At 70.0% G+C, this 20,226-nt stretch carries 13 protein-coding genes and 1 pseudogene; 5 read left to right on the top strand and 9 right to left on the bottom strand.

Going from position 1 to position 20,226, the window contains the following annotated elements; all coding sequences use genetic code 11:
* Positions 1-67 precede the first annotated feature (67 nt).
* Entirely contained in the window at positions 68-856 is a 789-nt protein-coding gene (locus OG241_RS02875; protein ID WP_405813449.1) for a glycoside hydrolase family 75 protein, read from the top strand.
* A gap of 91 nt (positions 857-947) precedes the next feature.
* On the opposite strand, the gene OG241_RS02870 is transcribed toward OG241_RS02875, so the two are convergent.
* From OG241_RS02870 to dhaK, 3 genes are all read right to left on the bottom strand, one after another.
* Positions 948-1,382, bottom strand: a complete 435-nt coding sequence (locus OG241_RS02870; protein WP_405813448.1) for a PTS-dependent dihydroxyacetone kinase phosphotransferase subunit DhaM — start codon at positions 1,380-1,382, stop codon at positions 948-950.
* Positions 1,375-1,974: a dihydroxyacetone kinase subunit DhaL gene (gene dhaL / locus OG241_RS02865; protein ID WP_405813446.1), complete on the bottom strand. Its 600-nt coding sequence runs from the start codon at positions 1,972-1,974 to the stop codon at positions 1,375-1,377. The genes OG241_RS02870 and dhaL overlap by 8 nt, the downstream gene beginning before the upstream one ends.
* A gap of 102 nt (positions 1,975-2,076) precedes the next feature.
* On the bottom strand, positions 2,077-3,069 hold the full coding sequence (gene dhaK, locus OG241_RS02860; protein ID WP_405813444.1) for a dihydroxyacetone kinase subunit DhaK: 993 nt from the start codon (positions 3,067-3,069) through the stop codon (positions 2,077-2,079).
* Between dhaK and OG241_RS02855 the strand changes: the two genes are divergently transcribed.
* Positions 3,001-6,054 carry a WD40 repeat domain-containing protein gene (locus tag OG241_RS02855; protein ID WP_405813442.1) on the top strand — a complete coding sequence of 1,018 codons (3,054 nt, stop codon included), beginning with the start codon at positions 3,001-3,003 and terminating at the stop codon, positions 6,052-6,054. The two genes, dhaK and OG241_RS02855, sit on opposite strands and share 69 nt — an antisense overlap.
* A gap of 216 nt (positions 6,055-6,270) precedes the next feature.
* Here the strand turns inward: OG241_RS02855 and OG241_RS02850 are convergent, their stop codons facing one another.
* The 5 genes and pseudogenes from OG241_RS02850 to OG241_RS02830 form a co-directional block, all read right to left on the bottom strand.
* Positions 6,271-6,423: a hypothetical protein gene (locus OG241_RS02850; protein WP_405813440.1), complete on the bottom strand. Its 153-nt coding sequence runs from the start codon at positions 6,421-6,423 to the stop codon at positions 6,271-6,273.
* A 481-nt stretch (positions 6,424-6,904) separates the two neighbouring features.
* Entirely contained in the window at positions 6,905-7,006 is a 102-nt protein-coding gene (locus OG241_RS02845; RefSeq protein WP_405826011.1) for a hypothetical protein, read from the bottom strand.
* 87 nt (positions 7,007-7,093) lie between these two features.
* Positions 7,094-7,519 carry an RICIN domain-containing protein gene (locus OG241_RS02840; RefSeq protein WP_405826009.1) on the bottom strand — a complete coding sequence of 142 codons (426 nt, stop codon included), beginning with the start codon at positions 7,517-7,519 and terminating at the stop codon, positions 7,094-7,096.
* Positions 7,520-7,576: 57 nt separating this feature from the next.
* A pseudogene (locus OG241_RS02835) lies at positions 7,577-9,178 on the bottom strand (glycoside hydrolase 43 family protein); the annotation flags it as partial.
* Positions 9,179-9,558: 380 nt separating this feature from the next.
* Positions 9,559-10,668, bottom strand: coding sequence for a ricin-type beta-trefoil lectin domain protein (locus OG241_RS02830; protein WP_405813438.1), 1,110 nt, complete (start codon positions 10,666-10,668; stop codon positions 9,559-9,561).
* Positions 10,669-12,253: 1,585 nt separating this feature from the next.
* On the opposite strand from OG241_RS02830, the gene OG241_RS02825 reads away from it, so the two are divergent.
* Together OG241_RS02825 and OG241_RS02820 are read left to right on the top strand one after the other, a co-directional pair.
* Complete coding sequence (locus OG241_RS02825) at positions 12,254-12,667, top strand: nuclear transport factor 2 family protein (protein ID WP_405813436.1); 414 nt, start codon at positions 12,254-12,256, stop codon at positions 12,665-12,667.
* On the top strand, positions 12,667-13,242 hold the full coding sequence (locus OG241_RS02820; protein WP_405813435.1) for a nuclear transport factor 2 family protein: 576 nt from the start codon (positions 12,667-12,669) through the stop codon (positions 13,240-13,242). The genes OG241_RS02825 and OG241_RS02820 overlap by 1 nt, the downstream gene beginning before the upstream one ends.
* Positions 13,243-13,329: 87 nt before the next feature.
* Here OG241_RS02820 and OG241_RS02815 read toward each other — a convergent pair whose 3' ends face one another.
* On the bottom strand, positions 13,330-14,205 hold the full coding sequence (locus OG241_RS02815) for a helix-turn-helix domain-containing protein (RefSeq protein WP_405813434.1): 876 nt from the start codon (positions 14,203-14,205) through the stop codon (positions 13,330-13,332).
* 295 nt (positions 14,206-14,500) lie between these two features.
* On the opposite strand from OG241_RS02815, the gene OG241_RS02810 reads away from it, so the two are divergent.
* Complete coding sequence (locus tag OG241_RS02810; RefSeq protein ID WP_405813432.1) at positions 14,501-20,161, top strand: type I polyketide synthase; 5,661 nt, start codon at positions 14,501-14,503, stop codon at positions 20,159-20,161.
* The last annotated feature ends 65 nt before the right edge of the window (positions 20,162-20,226 follow it).

The following is a 20,226-nucleotide window of genomic DNA, read 5'->3' as shown; positions in this document are numbered from 1 at the left end:
CCGCGTGATGAGACGGGCACCAGATTGGACCGAGTGTCCGTCAGATCCCCCAGGAGAGGCCCCTATCGTGCGTGTCCAGACGCTGACGCTCGCCGTGGCCGGCGCCGCCCTGCTCGCCCCGACCGCGCTGCCCGCCGCCGTCCACCCGAACGAGCCGGTGCGCTACGAGGGCGGGGTCCGGGCCTCCGATCTGCTGGCCAAGGTGCGTGACTGCGCGCCCGTGTCCAACGGCCACTACCGCAGCGACGCCGGAGCCCCCGCGGACATCCCCGTCTGCGGTACGGACGACGTGGTGTTCTGGAAGGCCGACATGGACATCGACTGCGACGGCCAGGCCGGGCCGCGCTGCAACGGGCGCACCGACCCGTACTTCGCGGACTCCACCGCCTACCAGCAGTCCGACGGCCGCTATCTGGACCCCGAACGCCTGCCGTTCATCGTCGTCCCGATGGCCAGTGGCATCTGGAACTACCGCGACCACGGCATCCGGGGCGGCTCGGTCGCCGCCGTCATCTACAAGGACCGTGTGCAGTACGCGGTCGTCGGCGACACCGGCCCGCAGGACATCATCGGCGAGGCGTCCTACGCCGCCGCCGCGGCCCTGGGCATCAACCCCGACCCGCACGGCGGCGGAGCGGCTTCCGGCGTCACGTACATCGTCTTCAAGAACGCCAGGGTGTCGCCGATCGAGAACCACACGGCGGCGGTGGAGGCGGGGGAGCAGCTGGCGAGGCGGTTCGTGGGCCAGGAGGCGGAGAGCACCGAGAGCACGGAGAACACCGACAGCGCCGAGAGCGACGCGACCGTGGCCGGCGACTCAACCGACTCATCCGACTCGACTGACTCAACCGGCTGAACCAGAGGGGAAGGGCGGCGGGGGTGGCGGCTGGCCGGTGGTGAACCGTTCGCCGCCGCTTCCTCCTTCCTCCCTTCCCCCCCGCGCTCCCTCACACTTTGCGGTACGCGTACGCCTCCTCGGCCGCCGCCTCCACCGCCGCGAGGTCTGCGCCCGTCGACGCCGTGACGACCGCCGCCACCGCTCCCTCGACGAACGGGGCGTCCACCAGGCGTGTTCCGTCGGGGAGTTCGTCGCCCTCCGCGAGAAGCGCCTTCACGGTGAGGACCGCGCTGCCCAGGTCCGTCAGGACGGCGATCCCGGCACCCCGGTCCACGGAACGGGCCGCCGCGGTGATCAGTTCGGCGCTCGTGCCGAGTTCGCCGGACTCGGTGCCGCCCGCGGCCGCGACGGGCGCGGTCGCACCGTGGACGAGACCCCGGGCCAGGTCCGCCACCGAGGCGGCCACCGCCGCGCTGTGCGACACCAGCACCACCCCGACCAACTGTTCGCCCCTCTCGCCGCCCAGGCCGGTCGCGTCACTCACCGGCGGTCTCCGCGAGAGCCGCGACCAGCAGCGCCGCCGAGGTGGCCCCCGGGTCCTGGTGACCGATGCTGCGCTCGCCGAGGTAACTGGCTCTGCCCTTTCGGGCCTGCAGCGGCACGGTCGAGAGAGCGCCCTCCTCGGCAGCCGTGCGTGCCGCGGCGAACGAGTCGGTTAGGGCGTCCACGGCGGGTACCAGGGCGTCGATCATCGTCTTGTCGCCGGGCGAGGCACCGCCGAGCGCCATCACCGCGTCCACCCCGGCGCGCAGCGCGTCCGCGAACTGCTCCTCGCTCACCTCGGCCGCATCGCCCAGTGCCTTGCCCGTCCGGCGCAGCAACGTGCCGTACAGGGGGCCGGAAGCGCCGCCGACCGTGGAGATGAGCCGGCTTCCGGCGAGCACGAGGACCGCGCCGGGCGTGTCCGGTGCCTTCTCCTCCACGGAGGCGGCCACGGCGTCGAAACCGCGCCGCAGATTGCTGCCGTGGTCGGCGTCGCCGATCGGCGAGTCCAGGGCGGTGAGCCGCTCCGCCTCGCGGCCGACGGACACGGCCGTCGCCGTCATCCAGCGGCGGAAGAAGTCGGCGTCGAGCACAGGATCTCCTTGCGTGGTAGGTACGTCGGTCGCTGTCACACCCGGGCGCCGGACCCTGACCGCTCCGCGCGTCCGGCCGGGTTCACCCGCTCTCACCCGGCCTCACATGCCCCAGCGCAGACCAGCCGTCCGCACCGGCGCGTCCCACAGCCGCAGCAGTTCCTCGTCGATCTCGCACAGGGTCACCGAGGCGCCGGCCATGTCGAGCGAGGTGACGTAGTTGCCGACGAGCGTGCGGGCCACGGCGACCCCGCGCCCGGCCAGCACCCGCTGCACCTCGGCGTTGAACCCGTACAGCTCCAGCAACGGAGTCGCACCCATCCCGTTGACCAGGACGAGCACCGGATTACGCGGGTTGAGATCCTCCAGCACGGCCTCCACCGAGAAGTCGGCGATCTCGCCGGAGGTCATCATCGGCCGCCGCTCCCGGCCAGGTTCGCCGTGGATACCGACGCCCAACTCCAGCTCGCCCGGCGGCAGATCGAAGGTGGGGCTGCCCTTGGCGGGGGTGGTGCAGGCGCCGAGCGCGACGCCGAAGCTGCGGCAACGGTCGTTGACCTGCTGGGCGACGGAGCGCACCTCCTCCAACGGACGTCCCTCGTCCGCCGCAGCACCGGCGATCTTCTCCACGAACAGGGTGCCGCCCGTACCGCGCCGCCCGGCCGTGTAGAGACTGTCGGTGACGGCGACATCGTCGTTGACGAGGACTTTCGCGACCTGGATCCCCTCGTCCTCGGCGAGTTCGGCCGCCATGTCGAAGTTGAGGACGTCGCCGGTGTAGTTCTTCACCACGAACAGGACACCCGCCCCGCTGTCCACGGCAGCCGCGGCCCGCACCATCTGATCGGGCACCGGAGAGGTGAACACCTCACCCGGGCAGGCCGCCGACAGCATCCCCGGTCCCACGAACCCCCCGTGCAGCGGCTCGTGCCCGGACCCACCACCGGAGACGAGGGCCACTTTCCCGGCAACGGGCGCGTCCCGCCGTACGATCACCCGGTTCTCCACGTCGACGGCCAACTCGGGATGCGCCGCCGCCATGCCCCGCAGCGCGTCCGTGACCACGGTCTCCGGAACGTTGATGAGCATCTTCATGGGTACCTCCTGACGAGACCGACAGAGGCGCGTGGCCTGTGTCCCTGCCGGTCGGGCTGGTTTCTGCAAGTGGTCGATCTCGACGGTACGCGGCGGTCGCGGGCGGTCAGGTGGGCGGGCCGGATCGGAAACGGGTCGGTGAAAACGCTGCTGTCGGCAGTATCGACCTTGCCGTGGCGAAGGTCACGTGCGTGGAAGCGTGAAAGCCTGCCTGAACACCAGCGAGACCCCCGAGGCGGAGGCGTCATCGCGCTGTGGCGCCGGCGCGGGCAATGTGTGGGCGTGGTCGGCGGAGCGAACTACGATCGTGGGTCATGGTCGTGCTACGAGCGCCGGAATCCGGCGAATGCAATCTCCGAAGCGGGCGGGAGAGTCGGAGGCCGAGTCGGTTTCGTCGTACCGGGTCGGGGCACACCCGACACCCGGCGGCCGCTCACTCATGAGGAGATGACGCAGTGCTCCGAAGCGCGGGTGGTGATGGAGCGGCTGACCCGGGCGCGGCTGCTGACCGCAGACGAGGACGGCGTGCAACTCGCCCACGAGGCGCTCATCACGAGCTGGCCCCGGTTGCAGGGGTGGATCGAGGAGGACCGCGAACGTCTGCGCCACCACCGCACGCTCACGGAGACGGCCCGCGCCTGGCAGGAGCACGGCAGTTGCCCCGGCATGCTGTACCGGGGCGCTCAGTTGGCGCGGGCGGCGGAGTACTTCCCGGACCCCGCTGCCCACCCGGCCCTGACGGCGCCGGAGCGCGCCTTCCTCACCGCCTCGCACGAGGCACGTGAGGCGGAGCGCCGCGCCACCGACCGGATCGACCGCCGCCACCGCGTCCTCACCCGGTCGCTGTCCGCCGTACTGGCGGTGGCGCTGCTGACCGCCTTCGCCGTCTGGCGGGCACACGACGACGCCCTCCGGCGCCGGACCCAGGACGCGGCCCGCCGGGTCGCTTCCGCCGCCGACGGGCTGCGCACCACCGACCCCCGCACCGCGCTGCTCCTCAGCGCCGCTTCCTGGCGGATCGCCAGGCTTCCTGAGACCCACCGGGCCCTGCTCGGCTCTCTCAGTCAGCCCCGGACGGACACCTTCACGGATCCAGCAGCCGGTGACACGCCCCAGCGGCAGCTCACCGACAACGGACGCACCCTGTTCAGCGCCTCGGGCGGTATCTGGCGAAGCTGGGACGTCCCCACCCACCGGCGTACCGGCGAAGGCAGACTGCCTATGGGCAAGGTGACCGCGGTCGGCCCGCACGCCCGCGTGATCGCCATCAGCCGCACGGGGGGAACGCGGCTGTGGGACACCGCCCTCGGCCGGTGGACCGCCGGATCTCACCCGCTTCCCGGACTGGGCGACGTCCACCTCACCGACGACGGCCGCGCCTACCTGGCCACCGACGGCAAATCTCTGCGGCTGGGCTCGGTCACCGACGGCCGGGTGTTGTTCAAGGCACCGGCACCGGAGTCGACGGTCAGTGCCGTCAGCGCGGACGGGCAGTACGCGGCGGTCTGCCCCGCGGGCCGGGCACCAAGTCTCTGGGACACCGCGGCCGGCCGCCCGCTGAGCGGTGCCTGGAAGCAGGACCGGCTGTGCGCCGGCGGCTCCACGGAGCTCACCGTGGGCGCCGGCCGGATGGCCGCCGTCACCGGAGCGGGCGTCCGGGTCTGGGACCTGAGGTCCGGCCGCCGGATCGCCGACCTCGTCACCTCCGCCGCGCACGACCTGGCCTTCACCGCGGACGGCACCTTCCTGACCCTGGCCACTCGCCAGGACGTGCAGGTGTGGCGGCTGACCGATACCGACGGGCCCGTGTTCCAGGCATCCCTGGACAACCAGGAACTCGGCAGTTCCCCGGCCCTGCACCTACAAGGCCACACCCTGCGCTATCTGGCAGGCGGAACGGTCCACACCCTCGACCTCGGCGCCGCTGTCACCGCCGCCTGGCGCCCGACCGCACAGGCGGACGTCGTACTCAGCCCCGACGGCCGCACCTTCGCCACCGCAGAGTTCACCCATGACCACTACCTCGTCCGCCTGTGCGGCACCGCCGACGGACGCGTTGTACACACCTTCCCGCCGTTGTCGGCCACCATGCCGTCGATCGATCCGCTCGACATCGACGTGCTCCTCGTGTTCAGCACGGACGGGACCCGCCTGGGCTACGGTGTCACCGCGGCCGGCCACACACTGCGTACCCACTCCCTCACCGTCTGGGACGTACCGCACGAACGCGTCGTCACCACACTCGATCTGCCCGGCGCCTCGGTGGCCGAGGCCGCGCTCGGTCCCCAGGGCCGCACCCTCCACCTCACCCGCCTGGGCGACGACGACCTCATGTTCGGCGAGGTCTGGGACACCCGTAGCCGACGACGCATCAAGGTGCCCGCCGGCCCGGCCGTGCAGTATCCGACCCTGCGCGGCGACGGACGGCTGCTCGCGGGCGACGGCGTCGTGGCCCGCCCGCCGTCCTGGCGGGCGAGCGCGCTGGACCTCGTCGGGGGAAGTCCGCTGGGCGCGCTGGCCTTCTCTCCCGACGGTTCCCGGCTGGCGGTGGGTGACATGACCGGCCGGGTCACCTTGTGGGACGGCGATCTCCGCCACCGTGTCACCGCACTGCCCAACACCTTCCGGCCGTCGCAGGGGCCTCCGCTCGAAGCGGTGTCGGCCCTCGCCGTCAGCCCCGACGGACGCACCCTCGCGGTCGGCGGGGGCAACGGCGGCCTGCAACTGTGGGACATGCCGACCGGGCAGCCGATCGGCGGACTCCTCACCACTGCCGGAGACGCGATCTACACCCTCGCGTTCGGCCCCGACGGCACCACGCTGTACACGGGCAGCGCCCATGTCCCGCTCCAGCGCTACGACCTCGACCCCGCCCACGCCCTGGCGCGGGTGTGCGCCCGCACGGGCGGGCCCGGCCTGACCCGGACCCAGTGGCAGACCTACGTTCCTGACGCCCCGTATCGGCAGGTGTGCCCGTCCGCGTGAGGAGCGGTCTCGGCGCTTCGTGCGGTGTGGAGTGGATAGTTGCCGTCCTCGGCCCGAGGGTGCCGGGACTTGGCGTTGAATCTTTTCCAGTACGTGAGGGTGTGCTGTCGGCATGGCGTCGAGTGGATCTGCGCGTGGGTCGGCACCGGCCCGACATCCGGGCAGTGGCGGACATGACCGCCCAGGCATGCCCTACGGGTGGGTGGGTCCGCGGGATCAGTTGTCGAGGCGGGGCGTGAGCTGCCGGGCCAGTGGTACGAGCCCCTCGGCGCCGTCCTTCGCCGCGGGGAACCGCGCGAGGGTGAGCAGCCAGGTGCGGAAGCCATCGCGCCACACCACGAAGGTGACGGTCTGCCCGGGCTGCAGCACTTCGACGGTCTCGCTGGACGCGGCCTGTCCCAGGCCGGGGACTTCGGTGGACCTGGACTTCGCGCATGTCCGCCGACGCGGAGTCGTCGACCAGACGGTGTGAGGCGGCGCGTTCGGCGTCGTAGGAGCGGCCGGCGGGGTCGAGTGTCAGCATGGTCGTCCGGTCGCCGGAGGCGTAACTGCACGAGTCGGGAGCGGTGCCCCTGTTGGGGGCGACACGCGGGATCTCGATGGGGTTTGGTCAGCACCAGGCGGGCGGCGGTCCGGTCGAGGACGGCGCACAGCCGGGAGTCCAGCAGGGTCCTGAGCGAGGAGGCTGCGCTGGGCGTGGCCGAGGGTGGGGTGGTCGACAGCCGACCGGTGGCGCTCGGGACGGTGCTCGGAGAGGCGTTCGTGGTGATGAGGTTCCCGGTGGATGCGCTGCTGCCGGCACAGGAGGCCAGACGGGCAAGGAAGGGCGGGTCGGCGGGCCGGTCCGTGATCAGCGCCGCAGCAGCGTGGCCGACGACGGCCAAACCTCGCGGATGGACAGCACCACGCGCATGAGGTCCTCGAAGTGAGTCTCGATCAGGCGCCAGTTGATGACGTCCTTCTCGGGGTCCTCGGACTGGTTCTTCCCCTTGCCCAGCGGGCAAGGGGAGTTTCTATGGGTTTGAACCGGATACCGGTGTCAGCAGGAGCTCGTGAAGCCGACGCGGACGAGCTTCCACTGCTGGTTCACGCCGCCCCAGTCCGAGTACTGGACGATGCCGGTCCCGTCGGCGGAGGAGAAGCCCGGTACCTCGACGGCCTTCCCGCTGTTCCGGTTGATCAACCGGAAGTATCCGTCCGGTGAGTCCGCCAACCGGAACTGCTGGTTCGCGCCACCGGTGTCGCTCCACTGGTGGATGGCGGCGTTGTCGGCCGTCGACCAGCTGTCGACGTCCAGCAGTTTGCCGGAGTGCCTCACCTTCAACCGGTAGTAGCCGTCACCGGAGTCCACGAACTGGATCTGCTGGTTGGGCCCGTTGTGCCGGGCCCACTGCGTGAGCGCGGCGCCGTTCTCGGAGCTCACGCCCGCCACGTCCAGTGCCTTGCCGCTGTTGCGGTTGACCACGACGTACCAGGCGTTCGGGTCTACAGCGCCCGGTTGCACCGTCGGCGCGCACGCGCGCAACTCGAAGCGTTCCACCCGCACTTCGCCGCCGAGAGCCTGGGTGGCGTGGTTGAAGACGGCGAAGCGGTAGCCCATGAAGAAATGAGGTCTCTCGCTCATGGTGAAGGCCGGGCCGAACGGGGTGAAGGTGGTGCCGTCGGTGCTGTAGGAGAAGGTCGCCTGGCGGCCCGGCCCCGGGCTGATGTCGGCGGCGGCGCGCAGCCAGACGCGGCTGCCGGACGCGGGGAGGTCGGCGCGGGCCTGCTCGGTGCCGGTGCTGCTGGTGTTCCAGTCGGCGTCCATGGTCAGGCCGTCGAACATCACCAGCCTGCTGACCCCGTTCTGCCGCGTGACGCCGATCCAGGCGGAGGAGTCCCGCAGCATCGCCAGCCCGGCGCGGTCGCCGTCGGCCATCCCGGAGCAGTCGAGCACGACGGTCGCGGTGGAGGCGGGGCCCTGGATGCGACGGGTGATGGTGTTACGGGCCTTGTAGAGGTCGTCGGTGACGGTGGCGGTCCTGAGGGTGAGCCCGTTGTTGACGGTGAACGCGGTGGTGTCGGGGTTGTGGTTCCACTCCCAGTACGGCGCCAGCGCCGTCCCCTCGAAGGTGTCGGCGCCGGTCATCGGCGGGAGCGGGTGCGGGGTGACCGGGTAGGGGTATGTCTCGCCCCACGCGCCGTCGACGGTCTGGACCTCGGGCCAGCCGGCGGCGTTCCAGGTGACCGGGGCCAGGGCGGGGACGCGGCCGCCGGGATAGGCGTCGATGAAGCCCATGTAGTACCAGTCGCCGTTCGGGGTGTCGACCAGCGAGCCCTGGTGCGGTATGCCGCCACCGGGGATCGGGCCGGGCAGGTCCAACAGCACCTCCCGCATCTCGTACGGGCCGAAGGGGCCTGAGGTGGACTTCCAGATGTACTGGCCGTTGGGCGGAAGGGTGGTGAAGATGTAGTAGTTCCCGTTGATCTTGTAGAAGCGGGAGCCCTCCAACGAGTGCAACGCGTCGGGCTTGGTGAGCACGTGCTCGGACCTGACCTCGGTGCGCATGTCCGGGGAGAGCTGCGCGACGCGGATCTTGTCGGCGCCGTACGCCACGTACGGGGTGCCGTCGTCGTCGAAGAGCAGCCCCGCGTCGTAGTAGATGCTGCCGAACTCGGCGTGCCTGGTCCAGGGGCCGGCCGCGTTGGTGGCGCTGTATATGTACGACCGCTGCCAGGCGATCTGGCCCACCCAGTAGAAGGTCTCGTCGCTGGGGCGGTAGCGCATCGAGGACGCATAGATGCCCTTGACGTACGCCTGTCCGCCGTTGAGGTCGTACGCGTCGCCGAAGTCGAGGTCCGGCACCGAGTGGCCGATGAACTCCCAGTTGACCAGGTCGTAGGAGCGCAGGACGGGCGCGCCCGGCGAGTAGTGCATGGTCGAGCCGGTGTAGTAGTACGTGTCGCCGACGCGGGTGACCTCGAGGTCGGCGAAGTCCTGCCAGATCACCGGGTTGATGAACCGCTCCTGCTGGGCCGTCGTGGCCGCCGCCGCGCGCATCGTCGGCAGCGTGGCGCCCGCGACCAGGCCGGCGGTGACCGCCATGACTCTCCGGCGGCTGTGGGGGTGTTGGAGCCAGGACATGCGAGATCAGCTTCCTCACGGGTTAGGGGACCTAGAGCAAAGTTCGAAATGTCGGACGTTATTCTGAGTGTCGAACAGAAATATGGGAGGGGCAGGAGGGTGTCAACGCCGGGCGATCAGCGGCTGGCCAGCGGCTCGCCCACAACAGTCGTTGTTCGGTGATGGTGCGCGCTTCGGCGCTCTCGAAGTCGTCCAGGCCAACCCACCCCTGACACACCATCAGCCAACTACAGTCCGCACGACGCCCGTGACCAGCCAGATGGCGAAACGCTGCTGGCGTACCAGTAGGACTCCGTCAGGTCGCTCCGGCTCGGGGGTTCTGGTTGGTGGCGGAATCCCGGGACCGGGGCGGGGAGGGGCTCAGGTCCCGGGAGCAGAGGTCATCCGGCGGTCAGAGTGGTCCACTTCTGGTTGGAGCCGCCGTGGCAGTCCCACAGTTGGAGTTGCGTGCCGTCGGCTGTGGAGTAGCCCGGAACGTCGAGGCAGCGGCCGGAGACGGGGTTGCGGTAGCCGCCGTTGTAGGGCTGCCAGATCTGGTTGGAGCCGCCGTGGCAAGCCCATAGCTGCACCTTGGTGCCGTTGGCCGTGCCGAAGCCGGCGGCTTCGAGGCACTTGCCCATGGAGCGCAGGGTGCCGTCGGTGTAGGCGGACCAGAACTGGTTGATGCTGTCGCCGCCGCAGCTCCAGATCTGGACGGCGGTCCCGTCGGCGGTGCCGAAGCCGCTGACATCCAGGCACTTGCCGCCCATGTCGGACTGCACGTGTGCAGGGGCGGGGGCGGGATTTCTCAGCCACCCGGCGCTGTCCGCGGACTGGATGCCGCGGTGGAAGGCGTCGGCCATCTTCTGGTAGCCCGCGTCGTTGGGATGCAGGGCGTCGGCCAGGTCGGCCGTGGTCAGGCTGCTCATGTCCACGTATGCGACGCGCTTGCCCGCGGACTGTGCCTCGCTCACGATCTGGGGGATGGCCTGGTTGTACGCGGCACGGTACTGCTCCTCCGAGCCGCTGGTGGACACGACCAGGGAGGCCACGAGGACGGTCGCGTCGGGGACGTCGGCGCTGATCTGGTTGACCAGCGACTTCAGCCGGTCGGCGGCGGTGGAGACCTGATAGCTCCCGGCCAGGTCGTTGGTGCCGATCATCAGCGTCACGACGTTGGGCCGGTAGCGGGTCAGCGAGGCGTCGGCGAGTTCGGCGATCTGGTGGATCCTGTATCCCTGGTGACCTTGGTTGTCGGGGTCGGACATCGAACCGCCCCGCAACGTGCCGACGAAGTCCAGCGGATGGCCGTCCGTCGCGAGTTCGTCCCATAACGGACCCCGGTAGCCGTTGCCCGTGCTGCTTCCCACGCCCCAGGTGATGGAGTCGCCCAGCGGCATGACCCGCAACGGCGTGGTGGAGGCGGCGGAGACAGGGGTTGCACCAGCCGCCGTCACCCCGAGCGCGGCAGTGACGAGAGCGATGAGGGAGAGAGTCCAGGACTTTTTCATGCAGTCGTCCTCTTCTGCGAGTGAGTGCTGAAGCCGGCGCGGGCTGCTCGCCGTTCGTGTCGGCAACTCGGCTGCTGTGTCGTCCCGTTGGCATCGGCGGGCACATGACGTACTGGCGGAACGGCGTGGTGGGGAACTGCTTGCGAGGTGAGCGTTGACAACGTCGAGCCATCCGGCGTCCCGTCTGCCTCGGGGCTCGACTGCTGAAAGACCGTCGCCTCGCCGGGCCAGGAGACGCCGTGCACCGCCTCCGTTTCCGGTGCGGAACGAGGCGATGCCGAGGCGGTCCACGTCCGGTGCGTACTGGTGGAGCAGCGCGATCCGCTCGCCGAGCGTGAGCCGACCGAGCAGATCGTCGATGCGCTTGCCTATCGGCAGCGCGGCGTCGCGGAACGGATGCCTCTCGGTCGTAGGGAGGGACGGAAAACGCCAGTCTGACCTCTAAGCAGGCTGGTACGGAGTGTTGAAGCGCTTCGACGCTGTCATTGCTTCTATCGGATTGTCAATCGCTGGAATGCAAGAAAATTTCTTCTTGTGGGCCCTCTTGTTCCGTGCGAAATACACCGTTAGCGTTCGCGGCCAGTGAAGCGCTTCGACGCGCGGTCCGGGGAAGGCCGCCACCATGAGAAACGAGTGGAACCGAACCGCAGACGCTTCGTCGGCAGAGCCGCCGTCGTGGCGGGAGAGGCCGCGATGGCCCCTGTGCTCTCCGCGTGCGGAGACGGCGGGTCTCAGCAGACCGACGGGAGCGGCACGGCGGGCCTGAAGACGACGCTCCCGCCCATGTGCCCGGCAAGTCCCTCCAGCCGGATATCCGCTACCCGTCCGGGCACCTCGTGGTGTCGTACTCGCGCATCCACGTTATGCAGACCTGCCATCCGCGACCTGTCCGGCATTGCGCCGGACCAGACGGTAGTCGGACCTCTGACTTGTTGAATCGGACCCAGACGCACAGTCTGCAGCCGTAGCGTCCAGGGTGCCGGTCGGCATGGGCTCGCGTGACCTCATGCCGCCCCAACTCGGGCTGGCTCGTGATGAGTTTGCCGCCGCTGGCCGGCACCCATCGAGGCGATCCCGCACCAGTATCGCGGGCGTTCCTTTCGGACAGGCCGCCCAGGCCGTGCGTACGGTCCGTGCTGGGATCCGCTGGTAATCCCTTGGGTGCAACGAAATCAGGTCCGCCCCGACCTCGGCGCCGCCACGCTGTCTCCACTGAAGCACCGCCCGAAGTGAATGCCAGCACTCGCTGAAGATCGCCAACAGCGTCATGCCGTTGCCTTTAGGGGGGACTCCGTGGCTTGCGGCCGCCTACGCCGATCTACAACTGGGCAAGCAGGCGAAGAGCTTCCGGTACCTGACGCTCTGTACGGTCTCCTGCCCCAAAGTGCCACCAGCTTCGTGGCCCTGTGGTTCTCCGACCGGCATGGGGGCTGCCGATCTTGACACTTGGAAGATCTGCGGACTAGCGTACGTCTCGAGTATTCGATGTGCCTCATCCAATACTCGATAGATTCTTCTCCCCCCACCACATCCCCCCGCGGCATCCCCCCACCACAGATGCCGACGAAAGGCACGTGAACGGCACATGAGTCAGAGCACGTTGCAGGCGATCGACGCGATCGAGCTTCTCAAGGCGCGATACTGCAGACTCCTCGACACCAAGGACTGGGACGACCTCAAGTCCGTCCTCGCAATCGACGTTGTCGTCGACACGACCGCGCTGGGCGGAGACCTTGTCGTCGGCGCGTCGAACTGCGAAGCCATGCTCGAGCGCAAGTACGACAAGGCCGTCACGGTGCACCACGGGCACATGCCGGAGATTGCCCTGACCTCTCCGAGCAGCGCCAAGGCCATCTGGGCGATGCAAATACTCACGGTGCAGTCGAACGGCAAGCGTGTTCTGGCTTTCGGCCACGACCACGACACCTACGCCCTACGCGGCGGTCGGTGGTTGATCACGACCATCAAGTCGACTCGCCTGCTCATGGATGAGTCGTGATGGCGCCGGGACACGGCCGCAGCGCCACCCGACGGCGCTTCCTGACGGGAACCGGGGCAGCCGCAGCAGCCCTCGGATTGACGCATGCCGTGCCGGCGATTGCGGAGTCCGTCAGTCCGGCCACTGCGAACGCGGTGGATCCTGCCGTATCTGTGGCGGGCGTCCGGGAGATCAAAAATCTCAAGGCGCGCTACTTCCGGGCGATTGACACCAAGGACTGGGAGCTTCTCAAGGAGCAGTTGGCCGACGACGTCGCGGTCGACACGACCGGCTCGCTCGGCCCCAAGATGACCGGAGCGGACGCGTTCATCGGCTTCCTCAAGTTGACGATCGGCAGCGCCAAGACCGTCCACCAGGGGCACATGCCTGAAATCACCGTCACCTCACCCACGACTGCGACAGGCGTGTGGGCGCTACAGGATCTCCTGATCTGGCTGGGCGTAGTCAGGGTCATCGGCTTCGGGCACTACCACGAGGAGTACAGCATCGTCGACGGGCGATGGCGCATCAGCAGCACCAAGCTCACCCGGGTGTACCTCGATCCACTCGGCGAACAGAGACTCTTCGGCGTGTGAAATTCGGTCTGACCGGTGGGAATAAGGGTGCGGGAACGGTGACCCGTTTCCGCACCTACCGTGGCCCTGGTTCCCAACTGTCATCTCTCATCTGTCCGACGGGGGCCCCGATGGAGCAGGGGCGCAGATCGCCGTCGTGAGTTCGACGAGGCGCCGGCTGATGGAGTCGATCATTCGGCCGGGCAGCTCCACGAGAGGGTGCACCGCGAGCAGCGAAACTACCTGCCCTCGGTGGTCGAACACGGGTGCAGCGACAGCTGCGACCGGTTCACGGCCGGAGTTGTCGTTCGGGAAACCGATCGAGCTGAATTCCGCGCGCAATTGGTCGAGCGTTCCACGGATGCTGACCGGCAGGGCGATTGCGCCGCTGGCGAGCGTGCCCACCAAGCCTGCGGCCTCGGCCATGGCGGGTGAGGTGTAATCCACATCGAATCCACGCTCGCGTGTACGATCAAGAGCTTCTTCGAGGCGCGCGGCGGTCTCGGTGCCGGCCGAGGCGGCCCGCTCGATCCAGGCACGTCTTCCTTCGTCGGTGTCCCAGGCCGCGAACCCGGCACCGAATGGCGGCGCATAGGGAATGTGGTCGCCCGGCCAGGGGCTTTCTCCCCCTTCGAACGCCGTGATCGCCAGCGTGTCGCCGACTTTCTCACTCACGGATGCGGCGTAACCGAATTCCGCCACCAGTTCTACCGCGGCGGCGCGCGCGGCATGAGCGAACGGACGCGCGACCATCATGTCGGCGATGAACGTGAGCCCGGCGCCAAGCGCAAAGGTCTTGCTGACCGGGTCACGGCTCGCCCACCCTCGATCGCAGAGGGTTTTCAGGATGGCGTGAGTCGTGGCCTGACTCAGGTCCAGTTCCCGCGCGATGTCGGTGTACCGGAGCGCATCGTCGCCACTACGGGCCAGCAACTCCACAACCTCGACGACACGGAGAGTGGGCGCGGAGCTTGCGCCACGCATCTTGTGTTCCTTTCGGGCGGATACGGCGTAGAGCCCACAACTTAAATCGATTATTCGATGACCGCAAGGAGGTGGCACCCAAGGGTGACGTCCAGTGGTGCGTCCGATTAACACCCTTGAGTGTATTTTACTCCTATATGCCCCGGCGTTGAGATGTGAATGTTGAGGTGTGATCGCTCCTTCCTATTGGTGACGAGCTGTGAATTTTGTTTGCCTCGCCGCCCGGAGTTGACGGGCGAATTCGAAGGCTGACGGTTTTCGATGTTATTCGGCGCACAAGAAAGTTGCGGCACGCATGACTGATGTTCCGGAATTCTCCGCACTCGCATCTGTCGAGAAAGATGAAACGCTGCGGAATCGCCTGGCGGACTTCCTCCCCGATGGGCAGCGCGCCGTGCTGCTGGACCTGCTCAGAGAACAGATCCTCCGGGCGACAGACGGAGACGGATCCGGCCTCGTCGACGTCCGGGCGCATTGGCGGCGTCTGGGCGTGTACCGGCAGTTGGCGCAGCGGCTCCGGGACGGGGTGGCGGAAGCGACCGGGCTGCGACTGCCCGCCACCGTGCTGTTCGACTACCCGACACCGTTCGCGCTCGCCGAGCACCTGCGCTGTGAGCTCCTTGGACCCGGAGCGGTCGGGAACACGGCCGGTGCGGTGGGCGGCGAACGGAGCACGAACCTGGCGGACGATCCGGTCGTCGTGGTCGGGCTCGGCTGTCGGCTCCCTGGAGGCGTGGATTCCCCGGAGGCGCTGTGGCGGCTGGTCGCCGAAGGCCGGGACGTCATCGGCGGCCTGCCGGAGGACCGGGGATGGGATCTGGAGGGTCTGTACGACCCGGATCCGGAACAGCACGGCACCGCGTACACCCGGGCCGGCGGATATCTGGAGGGGGCGGGCGACTTCGACCCCGGGTTCTTCGGCATCGGCCCGCGTGAGGCGTTGGCGCTGGATCCCCAGCAGCGGCTGATGCTGGAGGTCTCCTGGGAGGCGATGGAGCGGGCGGGCATCGATCCGCACGCTCTGCGCGGCAGCAACTCCGGGATATTCACCGGGGTTTCGCTGCAGGACTACGGGCCGGCCTGGCACGAGGCACCGCAGGAGGCGCAGGGGCAGATGCTCACCGGGAACGCGCTGGGCGTCGTCTCCGGCCGGGTCGCCTACACCTACGGGTTCGAGGGACCGGCCCTGACGATCGACACGCAGTGCTCGTCCTCCCTGGTCGCGCTCCACGTGGCGGCGCAAGCTCTGCGCACCGGAGAGTGCGACCTGGCACTGGCCGGGGGTGTCACCGTGATGTCGACGCCGGGCATCATGCTGGAGTTCAGTCGCAAGCGCGGCCTTGCCCCCGACGGGCGTTGCAAGGCGTTCTCCGCCGACGCGGACGGCACCGGCTGGGCCGAGGGTGCCGGCGTGGTGCTCCTGGAACGGCTGTCGGACGCCCGCAGGGCCGGGCGCCGGGTGCTGGCGGTGGTGCGTGCCACGGCTACCAACCAGGACGGCGCGAGCAACGGTCTGACCGCGCCGAACGGCCCGTCCCAGCAGCGGCTGATCCGGCGGACACTGGCGGCTGCCCGGCTGGGCACGGCGGACGTGGACGCCGTGGAGGCGCATGGGACCGGCACCGCGCTCGGCGACCCGATCGAGGCGGGCGCCCTGATCGCCACGTACGGCCAGGGGCGGCCCGAGGGACGGCCGCTGTACCTGGGGTCACTGAAGTCGAACATCGGGCACGCCCAGGCGGCGGCGGGCGTGTCCGGAGTAATCAAGATGATCATGGCGCTGCATCACGAACTGCTTCCCCGCACACTGCACGCGGAGCACCCTTCCGCCCATGTGGACTGGTCGGCCGGAAACGTGAAGCTGCTGCACGAGCCGGTGAGTTGGCCGCGCACCGACCGCCCGCGCCGGGCGGCGGTGTCCGCCTTCGGGGTGAGCGGCACGAACGCGCACGTCATCATCGAGGAGCCGCCGGGGCTCGCGGCAGCGGCCGTCGAGGCTCCCCTCCCGGTCGTGGTGTCGGCGCAGTCCGAGGCGGCACTGTGCGCGCAGGCCGGACGGCTCGGCGGGCATCTGGCCGACCACCCGGACATCGCCCTGCCGGACGCCGGCCGGACGCTGGCGGCGCGGGCCCGCTTCGAGCACCGCGCCGTCGTCGTCACGGCCGACCGCGACGAGGCCGTGCGCACCCTTCAGGCGCTGGCCGAGGGAGCCGCCGTACCGAACGCGATACGTGGCAGTGTGTCGCCGCAGGTCGTGGACGGGCGGCTCGCGGTGCTGTTCACCGGGCAGGGCGGCCAGCGGCCGGGCATGGGGCGGCGGCTGTACACCGCTCACCCGGTGTTCGCCCAGGCTCTGGACGAGGTGTGTGCCCGGATGGACGGGCATCTGGAACGGCCGCTGCGGGAGGTGATGTTCGCGCCCGAGGAATCGGATGCGGCCGCGCTGCTGAACCAGACGGCGTACACGCAGCCTGCTCTGTTCGCGTACGAGACCGCGCTGTTCCGGCTCGTCGAGTCCTGGGGCGTCCTCCCGGACCTGCTGCTCGGCCACTCGGTCGGCGAACTGACGGCCGCGCACGTGGCCGGCGTGTGGTCCCTCGACGACGCGTGCGCGCTGGTCGCCGCACGCGGGCGGCTGATGCAGTCCTGCCGGACAGGTGGTGCGATGGCCGCCGTACAGGCCACTGAGGACGAAGTGCTGGCCATGCTCGCCGGGTTCGACGGCCGGGTGGTCGTGGCGACGGTCAACGGCCCAACCGCGACCGTCGTGGCCGGTGACGCCGAGGCGGTGGACGAGGTCGCGGCGCTGTGGCGGGAGCGGGGTCGCCGGACGAAGCGGCTGACGGTCAGCCACGCCTTCCATTCCCCGCACATGGACGACATGCTCGATGCCTTCCGTGAGGTCGCCGCGCGCGTCACCTACCGGCCCGCGCTGCTGCCCGTCGTCTCCAACCTCACCGGACGGACGGCCACGGACGAACAGCTCGGCTCGCCCGACTACTGGGTGCGGCACGTACGTGAGGCCGTCCGGTTCGCGGACGGCGTCCGTTGCCTGCACGAGCAGGGCGCACGCGCCTTCCTGGAACTCGGTCCCGACGCGGTGCTGAGCGCCATGGGCGCGGGCTGCCTGCCCGACGAGGCCGATGTCACCTTCGCGGCGGCGGCGAGGGCCGGACGCCCCGAGGAGGTGACCCTTCAGACCGCGCTGGCCGAACTGCACGTACGCGGTGTGCACGTCGAGTGGCGCGCGCTCTACGAAGGCCTGGACGTGCACCACGTCGACCTGCCCACCTACGCCTTCCAGCGCCGGCGTTACTGGCTGGACCAGGCAACGCGGCAGCAGGAGCCAGCGATCGCGGCGGCCGGGGCCGACCCGGCGGACTGGCGTTACCGGGTCGAGTGGCGGCCGGTGGTGCCCGCGCCCACGGCGGCCTTGCCGTCGCTGTCCGGTACGTGGCTGCTGCTGACCCCGACCGCCGGTGCCGAGGAGGAACTGGTCGCGCGCGTGGCCTGGACGGTCGACCATCTTGGCGGCCGGGCAGTCACCGTACCGGTCGGACGGGAGAATGCGGACCGCACTCGGATGGCGGAGCTACTGGGGAAGCTGATGGCCGACGCGGGCGGTGACCTGGGCGGCGTACTGTCGCTGCTCGCCCTCGACTCCACCGCGCACCCCGCACACCCCGCGATGACCGAAGGTCTTGCTGCGACCTGCGCCCTCTCCCAGGCGCTGGCCGACCTGGAGTCGACGGCACCGCTGTGGTGCGCCACACGTTCGGCGGTCGCCAGAGCCGATGGCGAGCCGGTCGCCGACCCCGCCCAGGCCATGGTGTGGGGGCTGGGCCGCACCCTCGCCCTGGAACGGCCGCGCGGCTGGGGCGGCCTGATCGACCTGCCGGTGCGACTGGACGACGAGGCGACCCTGTGGCTCGGCATGGCGCTGACCGCGCCGGCGGGCGAGGACCAGCTGGCGGTACGGGGCGACGGGCTGTTCGCGCCCCGGTTGACGCGGGCCGAGGACGGCGTTGTCCCCGGAAGCGGTGACTGGCGTCCGCGCGGCACCGTACTGGTCACCGGAGGCACGGGCGCACTCGGTTCACGAGTCGCCCGATGGCTGGCCTCGAACGGCGTACGACGTCTGGTGCTGACCAGCCGGAGGGGCCTGGACGCCCCGGGCGCGCTGCAGTTGGTGGGCGAGCTGTCCGGGCTGGGGGTGAACGTCTCGGTCGAGGCGTGCGACATGGCCGACCGCGACCAGGTCCTACGGTTGCTGGAGTCGATACCGCCCGGCGAGCTGACGGCCGTGGTGCACGCGGCCGGAGTCGGTGGCCGGTTCGCCCCGCTGACCGATCTGGACCTCGCCGAGTTCGCGGAGGTCGTGGCCGCGAAGGTCGCCGGGGCCGTCCATCTGGACGCGGCTCTCGGTGACACCGAGCTGGACGCGTTCGTCGTCTTCTCGTCCATCTCCGCCATCTGGGGCAGCACCGGACAGACGGCCTACGCCGCAGGGAACGCCTTCCTCGACGGCCTCGCCCACGGCCGCCGCGCCCGGGGCCTGGCCGCCACCTCGGTGGCCTGGGGCCCGTGGGCCGAGACGGGCATGGGCGCCGAGGACGGGATGCGGCGCTTCCTCGCCCGGCGCGGCCTGCCGCCCATGGACCCCGCCGTGGCCACCGACCAGCTGTGGCGGGCGGTCGCCGCGGGGGAGAGCACGCTGACGGTCGCCGATGTCGACTGGGACCGCTTCCTGCCGCCGTTCACCGCGACGCGGGCGAGCCGGTTCTTCGACGAGATCGTGCCGCCGCCTGTCGCCGGGCCGTCGGGTGAGGAGATATCGGGGGTGCCCGAGTTGACGGACCCGCTGCACACGGTGCGGACGGAAGCCGCCGCGGTCCTCGGCCACGCGTCGCCGGACGAGATCAGTCCGGTCCGGCGCTTCCTGGACCTCGGATTCGACTCACTCACCTCGGTGCAACTGCGGCAGCGGCTGATCGCCGCCACCGGCCTGCCGCTCGCCACCCCGGTGGTCTTCGAGTACCCCACGCCCGCCGAACTCGCCCTCCACATCAGCGAGTTGGCGACGGCGCAGCGCCCGGACACCGCCGCGTCCTCCTCCGACGGCGACGGGCTGGGGGTGCGCGGCCTCTACCGGCGAGCCTGCGAGATCGGGAAGTTCACCGAGGGGATCCGCGTCCTCCAGGCCGCCGCCAAGCTGCGGCCGGTGTTCGCCGACGCCACGGAGTTCGGCCGCCCGCCCGAGGTCGTACGGCTTGCATCCGGCCCCGAGCAGCCCGCACTGGTCTGTCTGCCGTCGATGGTGGCCCCCTCCGGCCCGCACAACTTCGCCCGCCTCGCCCTGCACCTGCACGGGCGGCACGACGTGTACGCCCTGCCGCTCCCCGGCTTCGGCGACGGCGACCCGCTGCCCGCGACCAGCGACCTCGTGGTGGACATGCACGCCGACGCCGTCGTCCGCGAGCTGGGCGACACCCCGTACGCCCTGGCCGGCTACTCGTCCGGGGGCTGGCTGGCGCACGCCGTCGCGGCCCGGCTGGAAGCCCGGGGGCACTCCCCGCGCGCGGTCGTCCTGCTCGACACCTGGTTCCCGCAGGACGACATCCCCGGGGACCAGATCCGGGAACAGCTGCAGGGCATCGCGGTCAACGACCACGCCTTCGCCCTGATGACGGAGGCCCAGGTCACGGCACAGGGCGCGTACCTGGAGCTGTTCGACGGATGGCAGCCCCAGGCCGTCGCCGCGCCGGTCCTGCTGGCGCGGGCCGCCGAGCGGATGCCGCAGCGGGCGGACGCCGAAACGGCCGCACCGTCCGGGTGGAGCGCGGAGTGGGACTTCGAGCACGACACACTCGACACTCTCGGAGACCACCAGACGATGATGAGCGAGCACGCGGCCAGCACGGCGACTGCCCTGAGCGACTGGCTGCGCTGCCTCTGACGGCCCTGGTGTGCGGTACGAGGATCGCGTACCGCACACCAGGCTCCTCGACCCGGGGTGCATTT

This window comes from Streptomyces sp. NBC_01390 (genome assembly GCF_045040105.1).
Lineage (GTDB): Bacteria > Actinomycetota > Actinomycetes > Streptomycetales > Streptomycetaceae > Streptomyces.
The sequence above is the reverse complement of the archived record's forward strand: the minus strand, read 5'-3'. Positions and strand labels throughout refer to the sequence as shown.